The following is a 14,649-nucleotide window of genomic DNA, read 5'->3' as shown; positions in this document are numbered from 1 at the left end:
GTCCGGTAATGTTCTCGGCCGGTGGGACCTCCACGGGAGGGAGCCAGGGGACGGGTCTATGACTCGTCGTCACGGCTTCCCGACGCGGATCGGTTACCCCCTTGGGGTATGGTGTAATTGGCAGCACGAGTGATTCTGGTTCACTTAGTCTAGGTTCGAGTCCTGGTACCCCAGCGAAGAGCTCCGGCTCTGGATCGAGCGGTCAAGACCGCGAGAAACATGAGGTAGAGTTCTCACCGGAGAAACGGGCCGGAAACGGTACGAAGCTCCACAGGCCCCCATCGTCTAGCGGCCTAGGACGTCGCCCTCTCACGGCGGTAACACGGGTTCAAATCCCGTTGGGGGTACAGAAGAAGGCCCGGTCACCATCACGGTGACCGGGCCTTCGTCGTTTCTTCCGTGCGCCCGTTGGCCGCTCGTCGATCGATGGCGGGCCTGGCCGGTGTTGAGTGTGACGCACGTCGCGTGGCGTGCGAGACCCCGCGGAGGTCGGCCTCGGGGCCTTTGCTACCGGGTGGTGGGTGGTGCGGCCGGTCAGGGAGCGTCGTCGCGCCCGGGGCCGGGCTCGTACGGCTTCGGGATGGGCGTCGACGACGGCCGTGCGGGCGTGACCGGCACGTACGTCGCGCGGTGCTCGTCGGAGACCGTCCAGCCCTGCTCGTCCTCGCCGGGCCCCGCCCGCCGGCCGTCGGGACGCACGGTGTCCCGCGCCGCGTGAGCGTCGCCGGTCACGGGGATCGGCTGGGTGGGCCCGCTCGACGCACCGGCGGACCGGCCGGGCACGACGACGACCCGCGGGTCCGACGGGAGCGGTGCCGGGGGAGGCGGGGTCGTGGCGGCCGGGCTGCGTCCGTCCCACGCGGGCGCGGGCTCGACCGGAAGCGGCTCGGCAGGCTGCGGCGGGCGCGGCGCGGGCGGCGGCACGGTCGCGGGCAGCGCACCCCCCGTCGTCGCGGCGGCCCCGCCCGGGCCGGCCGGCGCTCCGCCCGGGCGGACGCCCGGGATGAACAGCGTGTCGCACAGCAGGCGGTAGGTCCGATCCGGGTGCGCGACCCAGTCGATCTGGCGCAGCGCCTGGTCCTGCCCGGCGGACTCGAGCAGGAACTGGCCGTAGCCCAGCACGCGCCCGACGAGCGAGCGCCCGTAGTTCATGTCCGTCACCTTGGTCAGCGGCATCATCGCCACCTTGTGCGTGATGAGGCCGTAGAGCAGGAGCAGGCGCTTGTCCGTGGCGACGAACCACTCGTTGCGCCACTCGAAGACCTTCCACACCAGGCGGGCGGCGAGGATCAGCCACAGCCACCACAGCACGAGCACGCCGTCGCCGACCGCGGGGCCGGCCTGCACCACGAGCCAGGCGATCGCGACCGCCCCCGCGACGGTGGTCGCGACGGGCTCGAGGAGCATCCCCCAGTGGTGGCGCGTCGCGATGACGACCCGCTCGCCGTTGAGCACGTAGCGGTCCAGGATCCTGCTGCGAGGTCCGCCGCGGGCCACGGTCAGTCCAGGAGCGAGCTGAAGAACTGGCCGATCGAGCGGAACGCCCCGACGATCACGTCCCAGATGCCCTCGACGATGTCGGCCGCGCGGTCCGGGCTCGTGACGATCGCGTACACGGCGAAGATCACGAGGACCCAGATCAGGGCGGCCTTCAGCTTCGGGTGCATCGGAACTCCTCGTGTCTCGGGATCGGACGGTCAGCGGTCGCCCCCGCGACCGCTGCGCTGTCCGGGCGTCGGGCACGCACAGCATGGCAGCAGCCGGGGACATTTTGACAGGGCGCGTCCCGTTTGCGGCCCGCGGCACGCCGACGCCGGCCCGGTGCGGGCCGGCGTCGGCGTCCTCACTCGCCGGCGCGGCGCAGCACCTCGGTGAGGCGGTTCGCGGCGGCGACGACCGAGCCGGAGTGCAGCCGCCCGGGCTGGCGGCTCAGTCGCTCGACCGGGCCCGAGATGGAGACGGCGGCCACGACCCGGCCCGACGGGCCGCGCACGGGCGCGGAGACCGACGCGACGCCGAGCTCGCGCTCGGAGACGGACTGGGCCCACCCGCGGCGTCGGACGCCGGAGAGGATCGTGGCGGTGAAGACGGCCTCGCGCAGCCCGCGGTGCAGCCGGTCTGGCTCCTCCCACGCGAGCAGGACCTGGGCGGCGGAGCCCGCGTTCATGGTGAGCGTCGCGCCGACGGGGATCGAGTCGCGCAGGCCGACGGGGCGCTCGGCGGCCGCGACGCAGATGCGGTGGTCGCCCTGGCGGCGGTAGAGCTGGGCGCTCTCGCCCGTGTGGTCGCGCAGCGCCGTCAGCACGGGGTTCGCGGCGGCGAGCAGGCGGTCCTCGCCGGCCGCCGTCGCGAGCTCGTTGAGCCGGGGGCCGAGGACGAACCGGCCCTGCATGTCGCGCGCGACCATGCGGTGGTGCTCGAGGGCGACGGCGAGGCGGTGCGCCGTCGGGCGGGCCAGGCCCGTGGCCGTGACGAGCTGGGCGAGGGTGGCAGGTCCGGACTCCAGGGCGCCCAGGACGGAGGCCGCCTTGTCCAGCACTCCGACTCCGCTAGTATTGTCCATAGGTCGATATTGACGTCTCACGCACTGAGATGCAAGTCCGGCACGGATGTTCCACCCGCTGGACGTCTTCCCCGGCAGGATGCCGGACGGCGGACCATCGACCCAGGCGGCTCTCCGTACCCCCCAGGAGGACCGTGACAGACGACGAGGAGATGAGCTACATGGCCGGCACGCTGGCGGAGAAGGTCTGGGACGCGCACCTGGTGCGACGAGGCACCGACGGGTCGCCCGACCTCCTCTACATCGACCTCCACCTCGTGCACGAGGTCACCAGCCCCCAGGCGTTCGAGGGGCTGCGCCTCGCGGGCCGCCCGGTCCGCCGCCCCGACCTCACCATCGCGACCGAGGACCACAACACCCCGACGCTCGACATCGACCTGCCGATCGCGGACCTCACGAGCCGCACGCAGATCGACACGCTGCGCAACAACGCGCGCGAGTTCGGCGTCCGCATCCACTCGCTCGGCGACGCCGACCAGGGGATCGTGCACCAGGTCGGGCCGCAGCTCGGCCTCACCATGCCCGGCCTGACGGTCGTGTGCGGCGACTCGCACACCTCGACGCACGGCGCGTTCGGCGCGCTCGCGTTCGGCATCGGCACGTCCGAGGTCGAGCACGTGCTCGCCACGCAGACGCTCCCGCTCGCCCCGTTCAAGACCATGGCGATCAACGTCGACGGCGAGCTGCCGCCCGGCGCCACGAGCAAGGACATCATCCTCGCCATCATCGCCAAGATCGGGACCGGCGGCGGCCAGGGCTACGTCCTGGAGTACCGCGGCGAGGCCATCCGCAAGCTCTCCATGGAGGCGCGGATGACGATCTGCAACATGTCGATCGAGGCGGGCGCGCGCGCCGGCATGATCGCCCCGGACGACACGACGTTCGAGTACCTCAAGGGCCGCCCGCACGCGCCCGAGGGCGCCGACTGGGACGCGGCCGTCGAGTACTGGCGCACGCTGCGCTCCGACGACGACGCCGTGTTCGACACCGAGGTCACGCTCCGCGCGTCCGACCTCGAGCCCTTCGTCACGTGGGGCACCAACCCCGGCCAGGGCCTGCCCATCTCCGCGACCGTGCCCGTCCCCGAGCAGATCGCGGACGAGAACGAGCGCGTCGCCGCCGAGCGTGCGATCGAGTACATGGGCCTCACGCCCGGCCAGCCGCTGCGCGAGATCCCCGTCGACACCGTGTTCATCGGGTCGTGCACCAACGGCCGCATCGAGGACCTGCGCTCGGTCGCGAAGGTCGTGCAGGGCAAGAAGAAGGCCGACGGCGTCCGCGTCCTCGTCGTCCCGGCGTCCGCGCGCGTGCGCCTCCAGGCCGAGGCCGAGGGCCTCGACCAGATCTTCCTCGACTTCGGCGCGGAGTGGCGCAACGCCGGCTGCTCGATGTGCCTCGGCATGAACCCCGACCAGCTCCAGCCGGGCGAGCGCGCCGCCTCGACGTCGAACCGCAACTTCGAGGGCCGCCAGGGCAAGGGCGGCCGCACCCACCTCGTGTCGCCGCTCGTCGCCGCCGCCACCGCGCTGCGCGGGACGCTCTCCTCGCTGAGCGACCTCGACCTGCCCGAGGGCACCGACATCACGTCCTTCGACGGCACGCCGCTCGCGCCGCTCGACCCGCGCGTCCTCGTGCAGGTCTGAGCCACCCGCGCCGCGCTGCCCCACTCGTCGCCCCGAAGACCCGAAGAGGTTCCTGCCATGGAGAAGTTCACGACCCACACCGGCGTCGGCGTCCCGCTGCGCCGCAGCAACGTCGACACCGACCAGATCATCCCCGCCGTCTACCTCAAGCGCGTGACGCGCACCGGGTTCGAGGACGCGCTGTTCGCCGCCTGGCGCGGCGACCCCACGTTCGTCCTCAACCAGGACGCCTACCGTGCGGGCTCCGTGCTCGTCGCCGGACCCGACTTCGGCACCGGCTCGTCGCGCGAGCACGCCGTCTGGGCGCTCAAGGACTACGGCTTCCGCGTCGTCCTCGCGTCGCGCTTCGCCGACATCTTCCGCGGCAACTCCGGCAAGCAGGGCCTCGTCGCAGGCATCGTCGCGCAGGAGGACGTCGAGCTGCTCTGGAAGATCCTCGAGACCAACCCGGGCACCGAGGTGACGGTCGACCTCGTCGCCCGCACCGCGTCGGCGCTCGACGTCACCGTGCCGTTCCAGATCGACGACTACACGCGCTGGCGCCTCATGGAGGGCCTCGACGACATCGGCCTCACGCTCCAGCACGAGGACGAGATCTCCGCGTTCGAGGCGACGCGCGCGTCGTGGCGCCCGAAGACGCTGCCCGCGAAGACGCTGCCCAAGGTCGAGATCGAGGCGGCGCGGCCGGTCTGATTCTTCGGGTTCATGGTCGGGGGGCGGGCGCTGGGGTGGTGACGACGGGTCTACCCTCCGCAGGGCTCGTCCCTCGCCCTGCTCCCGCCAGGCCCGCCACCACCCGTCGTCACCACCCCAGAGCCCGCCCGTGATCGTGTTGCCGACACACGTCGCGCGGCCGAGCCCGTGCGTCGCCTCGCCCCGTCCCTGCTCAGGGACGGGGCGGGCCTGCGTGGATCGCGGCGAGCAGCGACTCCGGGGTCGCGGTCTCGGGGTTCCAGCGGGACTCGACCCACCAGGTCGCTCCGGCGTCGGCGAGGCCGGCGAGCTGGTCGGCCGCCGCGGAGCGGTCCGCCGGGAGCTCGCCCTGGACGACGACGTCGAACGGCCGGTCCGCGTCGAGGCCCAGCTCGGCGCGGCGCGTGGTGAGCCACGCGACGAGGGCGGAGACGTCGTCGGGCGTGGGCACGTCGAAGCCGCGGTCGCCGCGGAGCTGGAGCACGATCCCGTCGGCGCGCAGGGTGCGGTCGAGCGAGCGCGCCGGCGGGCGCTCGGCGTCCCACACGCCGACCGGCCAGACCGGCACGTGGTGGCCGACGACGGCACGCTCGACCGGGCGCGGCAGGAACTGCATCTCCCCGGTCCGCACGTGGGTCCCCTCGAACGTGAACCGCTCGCCGGTCCACGCGCGGTCGAGGTAGGCGAGCGCGTCGTCGAGCAGCTCGGCGCGCTCGCGCAGCGACTGCGGTTGACCCGGCACGGCGGAGAAGCCGCCGTCGTCGAGCACGCCGACGCCGACCGGCAGCACGAGGCGGCCGCCCGACAGGTGGTCGACGGTCAGCGCCTGGCGCACGACCTCCCACGGCTTGCGGCGGGGGAGCGCGAAGACCATCGCGCCCAGCGTGATCCGCTCGGTCCGGACCGCCGCCGCCGCGATCACCGCCCACGGGTCGAACGTGTCGACCGGCATGGACAGCAGGCTCAGCCCGTCCCACGAGAAGAACCCGTCCCAGCCGGCGTCCTCCGCCCCGACCGCCATCTCCAGCACCTGGGCGGCGGAGCCGAAGCTCCCGACCACCCCGACCTTGATCCCCGACCGTGTCTCCGTCGTCGCTGCGCTCATCCACCCGACGCTACGCGGCCCCACCCACACCGCTGAGTGCAGGAAAAAGTCGCGTCCGAGGTGCCGGGACGCGACTGTTTCCCGCACTCAGCGTCGTGCGCTCAGCGGTCAGGGGAGCGGGACGACGTCCACGCGCACGATGCGCCGCCGCGCGACGTCGGTCACCGTGAGCCGGTAGCCGTCCGCGTCGACGTGGTCGCCCACGAGGGCGAGGCGCCCGAGCTGCGCCAGGACGAAGCCGGCGACGGTCTCGTACGGGCCGTCGGGCAGCTCGACGCCCGTGCGGCGCGCGAACTCCTCGATCGTCTGTCCGGCGTCCACGCTCGTCGTCGCGCCGTGCTCGCGAGCGGGCGACGGCTCGTCGGCGTCGTACTCGTCACGGATGTCGCCCACGAGCTCCTCGACGAGGTCCTCGAGCGTGACGATCCCGTCGGTGCCGCCGTACTCGTCGACGACGACGGCGATGTGCACGCCCTCGCGCCGCATCTGCGACATCGCGGGCAGCACGGTGTTCGTCGCGGGCAGCGCGAGGATGGGCCGCACGACGTCGCGCACGGTGAGGGCGCGCCCCGTCGTCGGGTCCGTCGGCGGGTGGTCGGGGCAGTCCCGGCCGAGCAGGTCGCGCACGTGGAGGAAGCCGACGACGTCGTCGAAGTCGTCGCCCGTCACCGGGTAGCGCGAGTACGGGCCCGCCGCGACCGTCTGGGCGGCGTCCGCGAGGGGGGTGTCGGCCGCGAGGAACGCGACCTCGCCGCGCGGCGTCATCGCCTCGGCGAGCGAGCGGTCGCCCGCTGCGAACACGTCGTCGAGGATGCGGCGCTCGTCCTCGGGCAGCGACTCGTGCGCGAGCACGATCTCGCGCAGCTCCTCCTCGCTCATCTCCTCGCTGCGCGCCGAGGGGTCGCCGCCGAGCAGCCGCACGACGCCGTCGGTCGAGCGCGACAGCAGCCAGATGACGGGCCGCATGAGGGTCGCGAAGCGGTCCAGGGGAGGGGCGACGACGAGCGCGACGCCCGCCGAGCGCTGGAGCGCGATGCGCTTGGGCACGAGCTCGCCGAGCACCAGGGAGAGGTAGGCGATGACGAGCGTGAGCCCCACGAGCGCGACGGTGTCCGCGAGACCGCTCGACAGCCCCAGGTCCTCGAGCGCGGGCGCGAGATCCGGCGCGAGCGTCGACGCGCCGTACGCGGCCGAGAAGAAGCCCGCCACGGTGACGCCGATCTGCACCGCGGCGAGGAAGCGGTTGGGGTCGCGCGCGACCGCCGCGACCCGGGCGCCGCGCGCCGACTGCTTCTCGATGCGGGCGACCTGGCTCTCGCGCAGCGAGACGAGCGCGATCTCGGTCCCGGCGAAGACGCCGCCGACGAGGATGAAGAGCAGGACGAGGCCGATGTTGGTCCAGGTGCCGGAGTCCATGCCTCATCCAACCAGGCCACTCGGCCCGGCGTGGGCTCAGCCGGCGGTCGGGGCGGGGCCGTCCGGCGTCGTCGGCTCGGTCGCGGCGGGCTCGCCGTGCTTGCGGCGCGGGATCAGGTGCGCCACGAGGACCACGACGCCGCCGACCACGATCCCGACGACGGCGGAGCACGCCGTGTTGACGAGCCAGCCGAGGAACCCGCCCACGCCCGCGACGCCGGTCACGGCGTGCTCGAGGTGGTGCACGACGTCGTACGGGCCGTGCCAGCCGAGGTCGTACGTGCCCTGCAGCAGGATGTGGCCGCCCACCCAGAGCATCGCGACGATCCCGACGATCGAGATGACGGACATGACCTTCGGCATCGCGCTCACGAGCCCGCGCCCGAACGACTGGACCCAGGGCGTGTCGCGCTTCGCGAGGTGCAGGCCGATGTCGTCCATCTTCACGATGAGCGCCACGACCCCGTAGACGAGGACCGTGATGAGGATCGCGACGATCACGAGGATGATCAGACGCGACCAGAAGTTCTCCGAGGCGACCTCGTTGAGCGCGATGACCATGATCTCCGCGCTGAGGATGAAGTCGGTGCGGACCGCGCTCGACACCACCGAGTCCTCGTCGACCGCCTTCTTCTCGGTCTTCGTCTCGACCTCGGCGTGGTGCCGCCCCGAGACGAGCTCCCACACCTTCTCGGCGCCCTCGAACGCGAGGTACGTGCCGCCGAGCATGAGCAGCGGCGTGAGCAGGTCGGGAAGGAACTGGCTCAGGAGCAGGATCGCCGGGAGGATGAACAGCAGCTTGTTGCGCAGCGACCCGGTCGCGATCCGCTTGACGACGGGCAGCTCGCGCTTGGCGGCCAGGCCCTCGACGTAGCGGGGCGTGACGGCGGTGTCGTCGATGACGACGCCCGTCGCCTTCGCGCTCGCACGCCCGGCGGCCGCGCCGACGTCGTCGATCGAGGCGGCCGCGAGCTTGGCGAACGCGGCGATGTCGTCCAGGAGGGCAGCGAGTCCGAAGGCCATGGGTGGGTGCTCCGTGCGCCGGCCCGTGTCGCCGCGCACGGGCCCGCTGGTCGAGTGGACGCGGCCGCAGCATCGTAGCGACTCCGCCCCCACCACGCGTCGCAGGACCGCACCCGCCGGCACCGGGGCGCCGAGCACGGGACCGGCGACCGGATCGAGGCGATTCCGGCCGCCCACCCCGTGCTCGGCGGCGGCTCACGTGACTGCCGGGTCGTCCGTGGAGGGGCGGGTCACCACGTTCACCAGGTGCGGCGGGCGGACGACGACGCGCACGACGTGCCGCCCGGCCGTCGCCCGGGCGGCACCCGCGGTCGCGAGCGCGAGGTCGTGCAGCGTCCGCTCGTCGACGTCCGCAGCCACCCGCACCCGGTCGCGCACCTTCCCGTCGACCTGGACGGCCGCCACGACCTCGTCGACGACGAGCAGCGCCGGGTCGACGGTCGGCCAGTCGGCCTCGGTCACCGACGGCTCGCGCCCGAGGCGGTGCCACGCCTCCTCCGCCGTGTGCGGCGCGACCAGGCTCAGCAGCACGACGGCGGCCTCGACGGCCTCGCGCACGGCGGCGGCGTGCGCGCCGGCCTTTTCGTCGGACGCCGGCCCGGTGTCGGTGGCGCGCCGCGCGGCGCTCGCGAGCTCCATGACGCGCGCGACGACGACGTTGAACCGGCTCCGGTCGAGCAGGTCCTCCGCCTCGTGCACGGTCCGGTGCGTGGCCCGGCGCAGCGCGTGAGCCCGCGACCCGGGCACGACGGCGCCCAGCAACTCGGGGCCGGTCGCCCGCGGCCCGGCGGCCGGTCCGACGGCGTCCGCGAGCCGCAGCACGCGCGCGCAGAACCGCCGCATCGCGCTCGCGTCGACGTCGGCCCAGTCGACGTCGTCCTCGGGCGGCCCCGCGAACACCAGGGCGAGGCGGACCGCGTCGGCACCGTGCCGGTCGAGCTGCTCGCCGAGGTCGACGCCGTTCCCGAGCGACTTGCTCATGGCCCGCCCGCCGTTGCGCACCTGACCCTGGTTGAGCAGGGTCGCGAAGGGCTCGACGACGTCCACCCAGCCCTCGTCGTGCAGGAACTTCGTGACGAACCGGCTGTACAGCAGGTGCAGGATCGCGTGCTCGACGCCGCCCACGTACTGCGCCGCGGGCATCCACCGACGCGCGTCCTCGGGGCGGAACGGGACGTCGTCGGGCGGGCTGTCGTCGCCCGGCGAGCAGTACCGCAGGAAGTACCACGACGAGTCGACGAACGTGTCGAGCGTGTCCGGGTCGCGCTCGGCGTCGGCGCCGCACCGGGGGCACGGCACGCGCCGCCACGCCTCGGCGGCGGGGGCGGCCAGCGGCGAGCGGCCCCGAGGGAGGAGGTCGTCGCCGGCCAGGTCGGGGAGCCGGACGGGCAGGTCGTCGTCCGGGACGGGCACGACGCCGCACCCCGGGCAGTGCACGACCGGGACGGGTGCGCCCCAGTAGCGCTGCCGCGAGACCAGCCAGTCGCGCAGCCGGTACGACGTCGCACGCTCGCCCGTGCCGTCGTCCTCCAGGCGGGCGATCGCCTCCTCCACGCCCGGCCACGTCTCGCCCGACCCCGTCGGCAGGCCGTGGGCGGCGGCGAAGCGCGCGTCGCGGTCGTCGTGCGCGGGCACGCCCATGACCGCTCCCGTCCCGTAGTGGGGCAGCACGTGGTCGGCGGCCCAGACCGGCAGCCGCTCGTCGCTGCCGGGGCGGCGGACCCAGGCGCCCAGGAACGTCCCGGCGCTCGGGCGCTGCGCGCTCGTCCGCTCGATCTCCCCGGACGCCAGCGCGGTCTCCCGGTGCCGGGCGAGCGCCTCCGCGCGCTCCGGTGCGCACAGTGCCGCAGCGAGCGGCCCGTCCGGCGCGACCGCGACGAACGTCGCGCCGGGCAGGGTGTCGGGACGCGTCGTGAAGACCTCGACGTGCTCGGGCCGCGAGGCGGCCCCGGGCGCGGCGCTCGCGGGGGCGTGGGGGGCGTCGTCGGGCACGACGGGGAAGCGCACGCGCGCCCCGGCGCTGCGCCCGATCCAGTTCCGCTGCATCGTCAGCACGCGTGCGGGCCACGCGTCCTCGAGCGCCTCCATGTCGTCGAGCAGGCGGTCCGCGTACGCGGTGACGCGCACGAACCACTGCGTGAGCTCGCGGTGCACGACGGCGGCCCCGCACCGCTCGCACCGACCGCCCACGACCTGCTCGTTCGCGAGCACGGTCCGGTCGACCGGGCACCAGTTCACCGACGCCGTCGCGCGGTAGGCGAGGCCGCGCTCCAGCAGCCGCAGGAACAGCCACTGCGTCCATCGGTAGTACTCCGGTCGGTGGGTCTCCAGGCGGCGCGACCAGTCGAACGACACCCCGTACCGGCGCGCGGTGGCGGCCTGCGTCGCGATGTTCGTCTCGGTGAAGACGGCGGGGTTCTCGCCGCGGCGGATCGCCGCGTTCTCGGCGGGCAGCCCGAACGAGTCCCAGCCGATCGGGTTGAGGACGTCGTACCCGCGCAGGCGCCAGTACCGCGCGACGACGTCCTCCAGCGCGAACACCTCGGCATGACCCATGTGCAGGTCGCCCGAAGGGTAGGGAAACATCGTCAGCAGGTACCTGCGGGGGCGCGAGCCGTCGTCGCGCGCGCGGAACGTGCCGTGCTCGGCCCAGTACTGCTGCCAGCGGTCCTCGATCTCTCGCGACGACGCGCCGAGCATGCGGCTGTCGCCCGAGCTCGGCTCGACATGGTCGACACCCGCATGGTCGGCGGGGACGATCGGGACAGTGGGGACAGAAGGGTGGGGTGGGGGTGCGGCGTGCATCGGGAGGGCTCCTCGAGAGGTGGGCTCGTCGTCGGGCACTCGCCGTGCGGCCCCTCGGGGACGCGCAGGCACCGCCGCGCTGAGCGTGCCCGCCCGGCGGGCTCAGCGCGGCCGACGAAGGAGGAGCCGCAGGTGTCGCATCCCGGCCATCGTCGCCCGGGCGCCGACGCGCGGTCAACACCGGGACGGCCCAGGACCGGGGCGGGGCCGGGTGTGGCGGACGTCGCGCACGCGGGCGCGCCACGGCCGATGCTGCGCCAGTAGGCTTGAGGCCATGGCATCCCACTACGACGTCGTCGTCCTCGGTGCAGGTCCCGGTGGTTACGTGGCCGCGATCCGTGCAGCCCAGCTGGGTCTGTCGGTCGCGGTCGTGGAGGAGAAGTACTGGGGTGGGGTGTGCCTCAACGTGGGCTGCATCCCGTCCAAGGCGCTCCTGCGCAACGCCGAGCTCGCGCACATCTTCCAGCACGACGCGAAGACCTTCGGCATCTCCGGAGAGGTCAGCTTCGACTTCGGCGCGGCGTTCGACCGCTCGCGCACCGTCGCGGAGGGGCGCGTCAAGGGCGTGCACTTCCTCATGAAGAAGAACAAGATCACCGAGTACGACGGCCGCGGCACGTTCCGCGACGCGCACACGCTCGACGTGAAGCTCGCCGACGGCTCGACCGACCAGGTGACGTTCGACAACGTCATCATCGCGACCGGCTCGAAGGTGCGCCTGCTCCCGGGCGTCGAGCTGTCCGAGAACGTCGTCACGTACGAGAAGCAGATCCTCACGCGCGACCTGCCCCGCTCCATCGCCATCGTCGGCGCGGGCGCGATCGGCATGGAGTTCGCCTACGTCCTCAAGAACTACGGCGTGGACGTGACGATCATCGAGTTCCTCGACCGCGCGCTGCCCAACGAGGACGCCGACGTGTCGAAGGAGATCGCCAAGCAGTACAAGAAGCTCGGCGTCAACCTGCTCACCTCGACCGCCGTCCAGACGGTCAAGGACAACGGCGCCGACGGCGTCACCGTCAGCTACAAGGGCGTCAAGGACGACAAGCCGGGCGAGCTCGTCGTCGACAAGGTCCTCATGGCCGTCGGCTTCGCGCCCAACGTCGAGGGCTTCGGCCTGGAGAACACCGGCGTCCAGCTCACCGAGCGCGGTGCCATCGCGATCGACGACGTCATGCGCACCAACGTCGAGCACATCTACGCGATCGGCGACGTCACCGCGAAGCTCATGCTCGCGCACGTCGCGGAGGCGCAGGGTGTCGTCGCGGCGGAGACCATCGGCGGCGCCGAGACGCTCACGCTCGGCGACTACCGCATGATGCCGCGCGCGACGTTCTGCCAGCCGCAGGTCGCGAGCTTCGGCCTCACCGAGCAGCAGGCGCGCGACGAGGGCTACCAGGTCAAGGTCGCGACCTTCCCGTTCATGGCGAACGGCAAGGCGCACGGCCTCGGCGACCCGGTCGGCTTCGTCAAGCTCATCTCCGACGAGACCTACGGCGAGCTCCTCGGCGGCCACCTCATCGGCCCCGACGTCTCCGAGATGCTGCCCGAGCTCACGCTCGCGCAGAAGTGGGACCTCACGGTCAACGAGGTGGCGCGCAACGTGCACACCCACCCGACGCTGTCCGAGGCCGTCCAGGAGTCGATCCACGGCCTCGCGGGGCACATGATCAACTTCTGACCCGTCAGACGCGGTCCCCCGCGCGGGCGACCACCCGAGCCGAGGCCCGGACCTGCTTGTCTCAGGTCCGGGCCTCGTGCTGTCTGGTGCCCACGTGCGCCTGGGGACGAACGTGCCCCGCGCGCCCTCGCCGGGGAGGCGGACGGTCCGCCGGGCGACCCGCCGGTGCCGCTAGGCGAGCGTCCGCGTCACGTGCTCGAGCCAGCGGGCGACGGTGACCAGCTCGTCGGGGGTGAAGCCCTCGGTGAGGCGGTCGTTCAGCTCGGCGAGCGCGGCGCGGACGTCGTCGAGCGCCGCGGTGCCGGTGGGCGTGAGGTCCAGGCGGACGGTGCGGCGGTCGTCGGGGTCGGGGCGACGGCGCACGAGGTCCGCGCGCTCCATGCGGGCGAGCAGTCCGCTGGTGCCGGCGGGGGAGGCCCGCAGCGCGGCCGTCACCTCGCCGATCGTCGCGCCGGGGTGGGTGGCGAGGTGCAGCAGCACACCGGCGGCGGCGGCCCCGAGTCCCGGGCCGCCGTCCCCGGTCGTGCGCGCGCTGCCGCGGCGCGCGATCCAGCGCCGCATCTGGCGCTCCGCCGCGGTGGTGAGGAACACCAGCCGCGGCGGGCGGCCCGTCATCGTCGCGGCTTCCTGGCGGGGAAGTGGACGTTCCCGTCCTGCTGCGACGGGGCGGCCGCGGCGCGCGCGTCGAGCCAGGCGAGGAGCTCGGGCCAGAGCGTGTCGCGCAGGCCGCGGCGGAAGAAGCCCATGTGGCCGATCGCCTCCACGCCGCCGTCGGCGGGGCTCCAGGTGCGGCGCTCGACGTGGGCGGCCGTGAGGCGGTCGGTGATCGCGTCGATCTGCGCGGGGGTGGCCCACGGGTCGTCGGTGAACCCGACGGCGAGGACGTCGCCCGTGACGCGTGCCGCGTCCGCGGCGGCGCGCATGGTCGGGTCGTCGAAGAAGTAGCCCGGCATGGTCGACCAGCGACTCCACTCGAGCATCGCGGCGGCGGGCATGTCCTCCCCGAGGCTCAGACGACGGCCGGGGACGTGGCCGAGCACCCGGGCCGTCGCGGGGCCGAGCGCCCGCAGGATCAGTCGGACGCGCGCTCGCTCGGCGCGGTCGGGGATCGCGGACGTCGCGGCGACGTGGGACGCGACCGTGACGAACCCGGCCAGGCCCCGTGAGCCCTTGCCGAGCGCGAGCGCGTGCCCGCCGATGCTGTGCCCGACGGCGAGCTGGGGCACGTCGCCGAACCGCGGGCGGGCCCACGCGGCGACCGCGGGGACGTCGTCGGCCATCCAGTCGCGCATGCGCAGGCCGCGGTGGTCGCGGGGGCTGCCGGACCGGCCCGTGCCGCGGTAGTCGTAGGTGACGGCGACATACCCATGGGTGGCGAGGAACTCCGCGAACCCCGTGTACAGGCGCTCGGGGACCGCCGTCGCGGGGTGGATCACGACGACACCGCGGGGGGACTCCTCGGCGGGCTTGCGCACCGTGCCGACGACCCAGCCGCCCGCCGGGATCTGGATCCGCAGCTCGTCGGAGCCCACCGTCGCCGGGCCGTCGTTTCGCATGCGAAGTACCTTAGCGGGCTCCGTGGGTGAGGTCGTGCGTGCGCTGACGCGGCGCGAGCGAGAGGTGCACGAGCAGCTCGCGGCCGGGCTCTGCAGGCCGTCGGGCTCGCGTACCGCGTGGGTCCGGTCTCGGCGGACCAGGGCGCTCGTCGTCGGCGCACGGG

General features: G+C 73.5%; 12 protein-coding genes and 2 tRNA genes. 5 read left to right on the top strand and 9 right to left on the bottom strand.

The window, feature by feature from the left end; genetic code table 11:
- The first annotated feature begins 102 nt into the window (after window positions 1-102).
- Together BXA05_RS14485 and BXA05_RS14480 are read left to right on the top strand one after the other, a co-directional pair.
- A tRNA-Gln gene (locus tag BXA05_RS14485) sits at window positions 103-174 on the top strand.
- A gap of 100 nt (window positions 175-274) precedes the next feature.
- Window positions 275-347 (top strand) — tRNA-Glu (locus BXA05_RS14480).
- Window positions 348-534: 187 nt separating this feature from the next.
- Here the strand turns inward: BXA05_RS14480 and BXA05_RS20575 are convergent.
- The 3 genes from BXA05_RS20575 to BXA05_RS14470 form a co-directional block, all read right to left on the bottom strand.
- A complete protein-coding gene (locus BXA05_RS20575; RefSeq protein WP_076405681.1) occupies window positions 535-1,497 on the bottom strand; it encodes a PH domain-containing protein in 963 nt (320 codons plus the stop codon).
- 2 nt (window positions 1,498-1,499) lie between these two features.
- Window positions 1,500-1,667: a hypothetical protein gene (locus BXA05_RS20100; RefSeq protein ID WP_163187158.1), complete on the bottom strand. Its 168-nt coding sequence runs from the start codon at window positions 1,665-1,667 to the stop codon at window positions 1,500-1,502.
- Window positions 1,668-1,843: 176 nt separating this feature from the next.
- Window positions 1,844-2,563: an IclR family transcriptional regulator gene (locus tag BXA05_RS14470; protein ID WP_034654517.1), complete on the bottom strand. Its 720-nt coding sequence runs from the start codon at window positions 2,561-2,563 to the stop codon at window positions 1,844-1,846.
- 161 nt (window positions 2,564-2,724) lie between these two features.
- Here BXA05_RS14470 and leuC point away from each other — a divergent pair, with 161 nt between their 5' ends.
- Together leuC and leuD are read left to right on the top strand one after the other, a co-directional pair.
- Window positions 2,725-4,206 carry a 3-isopropylmalate dehydratase large subunit gene (gene leuC, locus BXA05_RS14465; protein WP_074809932.1) on the top strand — a complete coding sequence of 494 codons (1,482 nt, stop codon included), beginning with the start codon at window positions 2,725-2,727 and terminating at the stop codon, window positions 4,204-4,206.
- A 57-nt stretch (window positions 4,207-4,263) separates the two neighbouring features.
- Entirely contained in the window at window positions 4,264-4,899 is a 636-nt protein-coding gene (gene leuD, locus BXA05_RS14460) for a 3-isopropylmalate dehydratase small subunit (protein ID WP_076405679.1), read from the top strand.
- Between the two features lie 193 nt (window positions 4,900-5,092).
- Here the strand turns inward: leuD and BXA05_RS14455 are convergent, their stop codons facing one another.
- From BXA05_RS14455 to BXA05_RS14440, 4 genes are all read right to left on the bottom strand, one after another.
- Window positions 5,093-6,004 carry an LLM class flavin-dependent oxidoreductase gene (locus BXA05_RS14455; RefSeq protein WP_244550477.1) on the bottom strand — a complete coding sequence of 304 codons (912 nt, stop codon included), beginning with the start codon at window positions 6,002-6,004 and terminating at the stop codon, window positions 5,093-5,095.
- A gap of 108 nt (window positions 6,005-6,112) precedes the next feature.
- Entirely contained in the window at window positions 6,113-7,420 is a 1,308-nt protein-coding gene (locus BXA05_RS14450) for a hemolysin family protein (RefSeq protein ID WP_076405677.1), read from the bottom strand.
- A gap of 36 nt (window positions 7,421-7,456) precedes the next feature.
- A complete protein-coding gene (locus BXA05_RS14445) occupies window positions 7,457-8,443 on the bottom strand; it encodes a DUF808 domain-containing protein (protein WP_076405820.1) in 987 nt (328 codons plus the stop codon).
- A gap of 195 nt (window positions 8,444-8,638) precedes the next feature.
- A complete protein-coding gene (locus BXA05_RS14440) occupies window positions 8,639-11,143 on the bottom strand; it encodes a leucine--tRNA ligase (protein ID WP_076405675.1) in 2,505 nt (834 codons plus the stop codon).
- A 379-nt stretch (window positions 11,144-11,522) separates the two neighbouring features.
- Between BXA05_RS14440 and lpdA the strand changes: the two genes are divergently transcribed.
- Entirely contained in the window at window positions 11,523-12,929 is a 1,407-nt protein-coding gene (lpdA, locus tag BXA05_RS14435) for a dihydrolipoyl dehydrogenase (RefSeq protein ID WP_034654525.1), read from the top strand.
- 171 nt (window positions 12,930-13,100) lie between these two features.
- Here the strand turns inward: lpdA and BXA05_RS14430 are convergent, their stop codons facing one another.
- Window positions 13,101-13,544, bottom strand: a complete 444-nt coding sequence (locus BXA05_RS14430) for a MarR family winged helix-turn-helix transcriptional regulator (protein WP_076405674.1) — start codon at window positions 13,542-13,544, stop codon at window positions 13,101-13,103.
- Complete coding sequence (locus tag BXA05_RS14425) at window positions 13,541-14,485, bottom strand: alpha/beta hydrolase family protein (RefSeq protein ID WP_076405672.1); 945 nt, start codon at window positions 14,483-14,485, stop codon at window positions 13,541-13,543. Before BXA05_RS14425 ends, BXA05_RS14430 begins: the two co-directional genes overlap by 4 nt.
- Between the last annotated feature and the right edge of the window lie 164 nt (window positions 14,486-14,649).

It is taken from the genome of Cellulosimicrobium funkei, from assembly GCF_900155925.1.
Taxonomy (GTDB): Bacteria; Actinomycetota; Actinomycetes; order Actinomycetales; family Cellulomonadaceae; genus Cellulosimicrobium; species Cellulosimicrobium funkei.
Note: the sequence above shows the minus strand (reverse complement) of the source record. Positions and strands in the feature narration are given on the sequence as shown.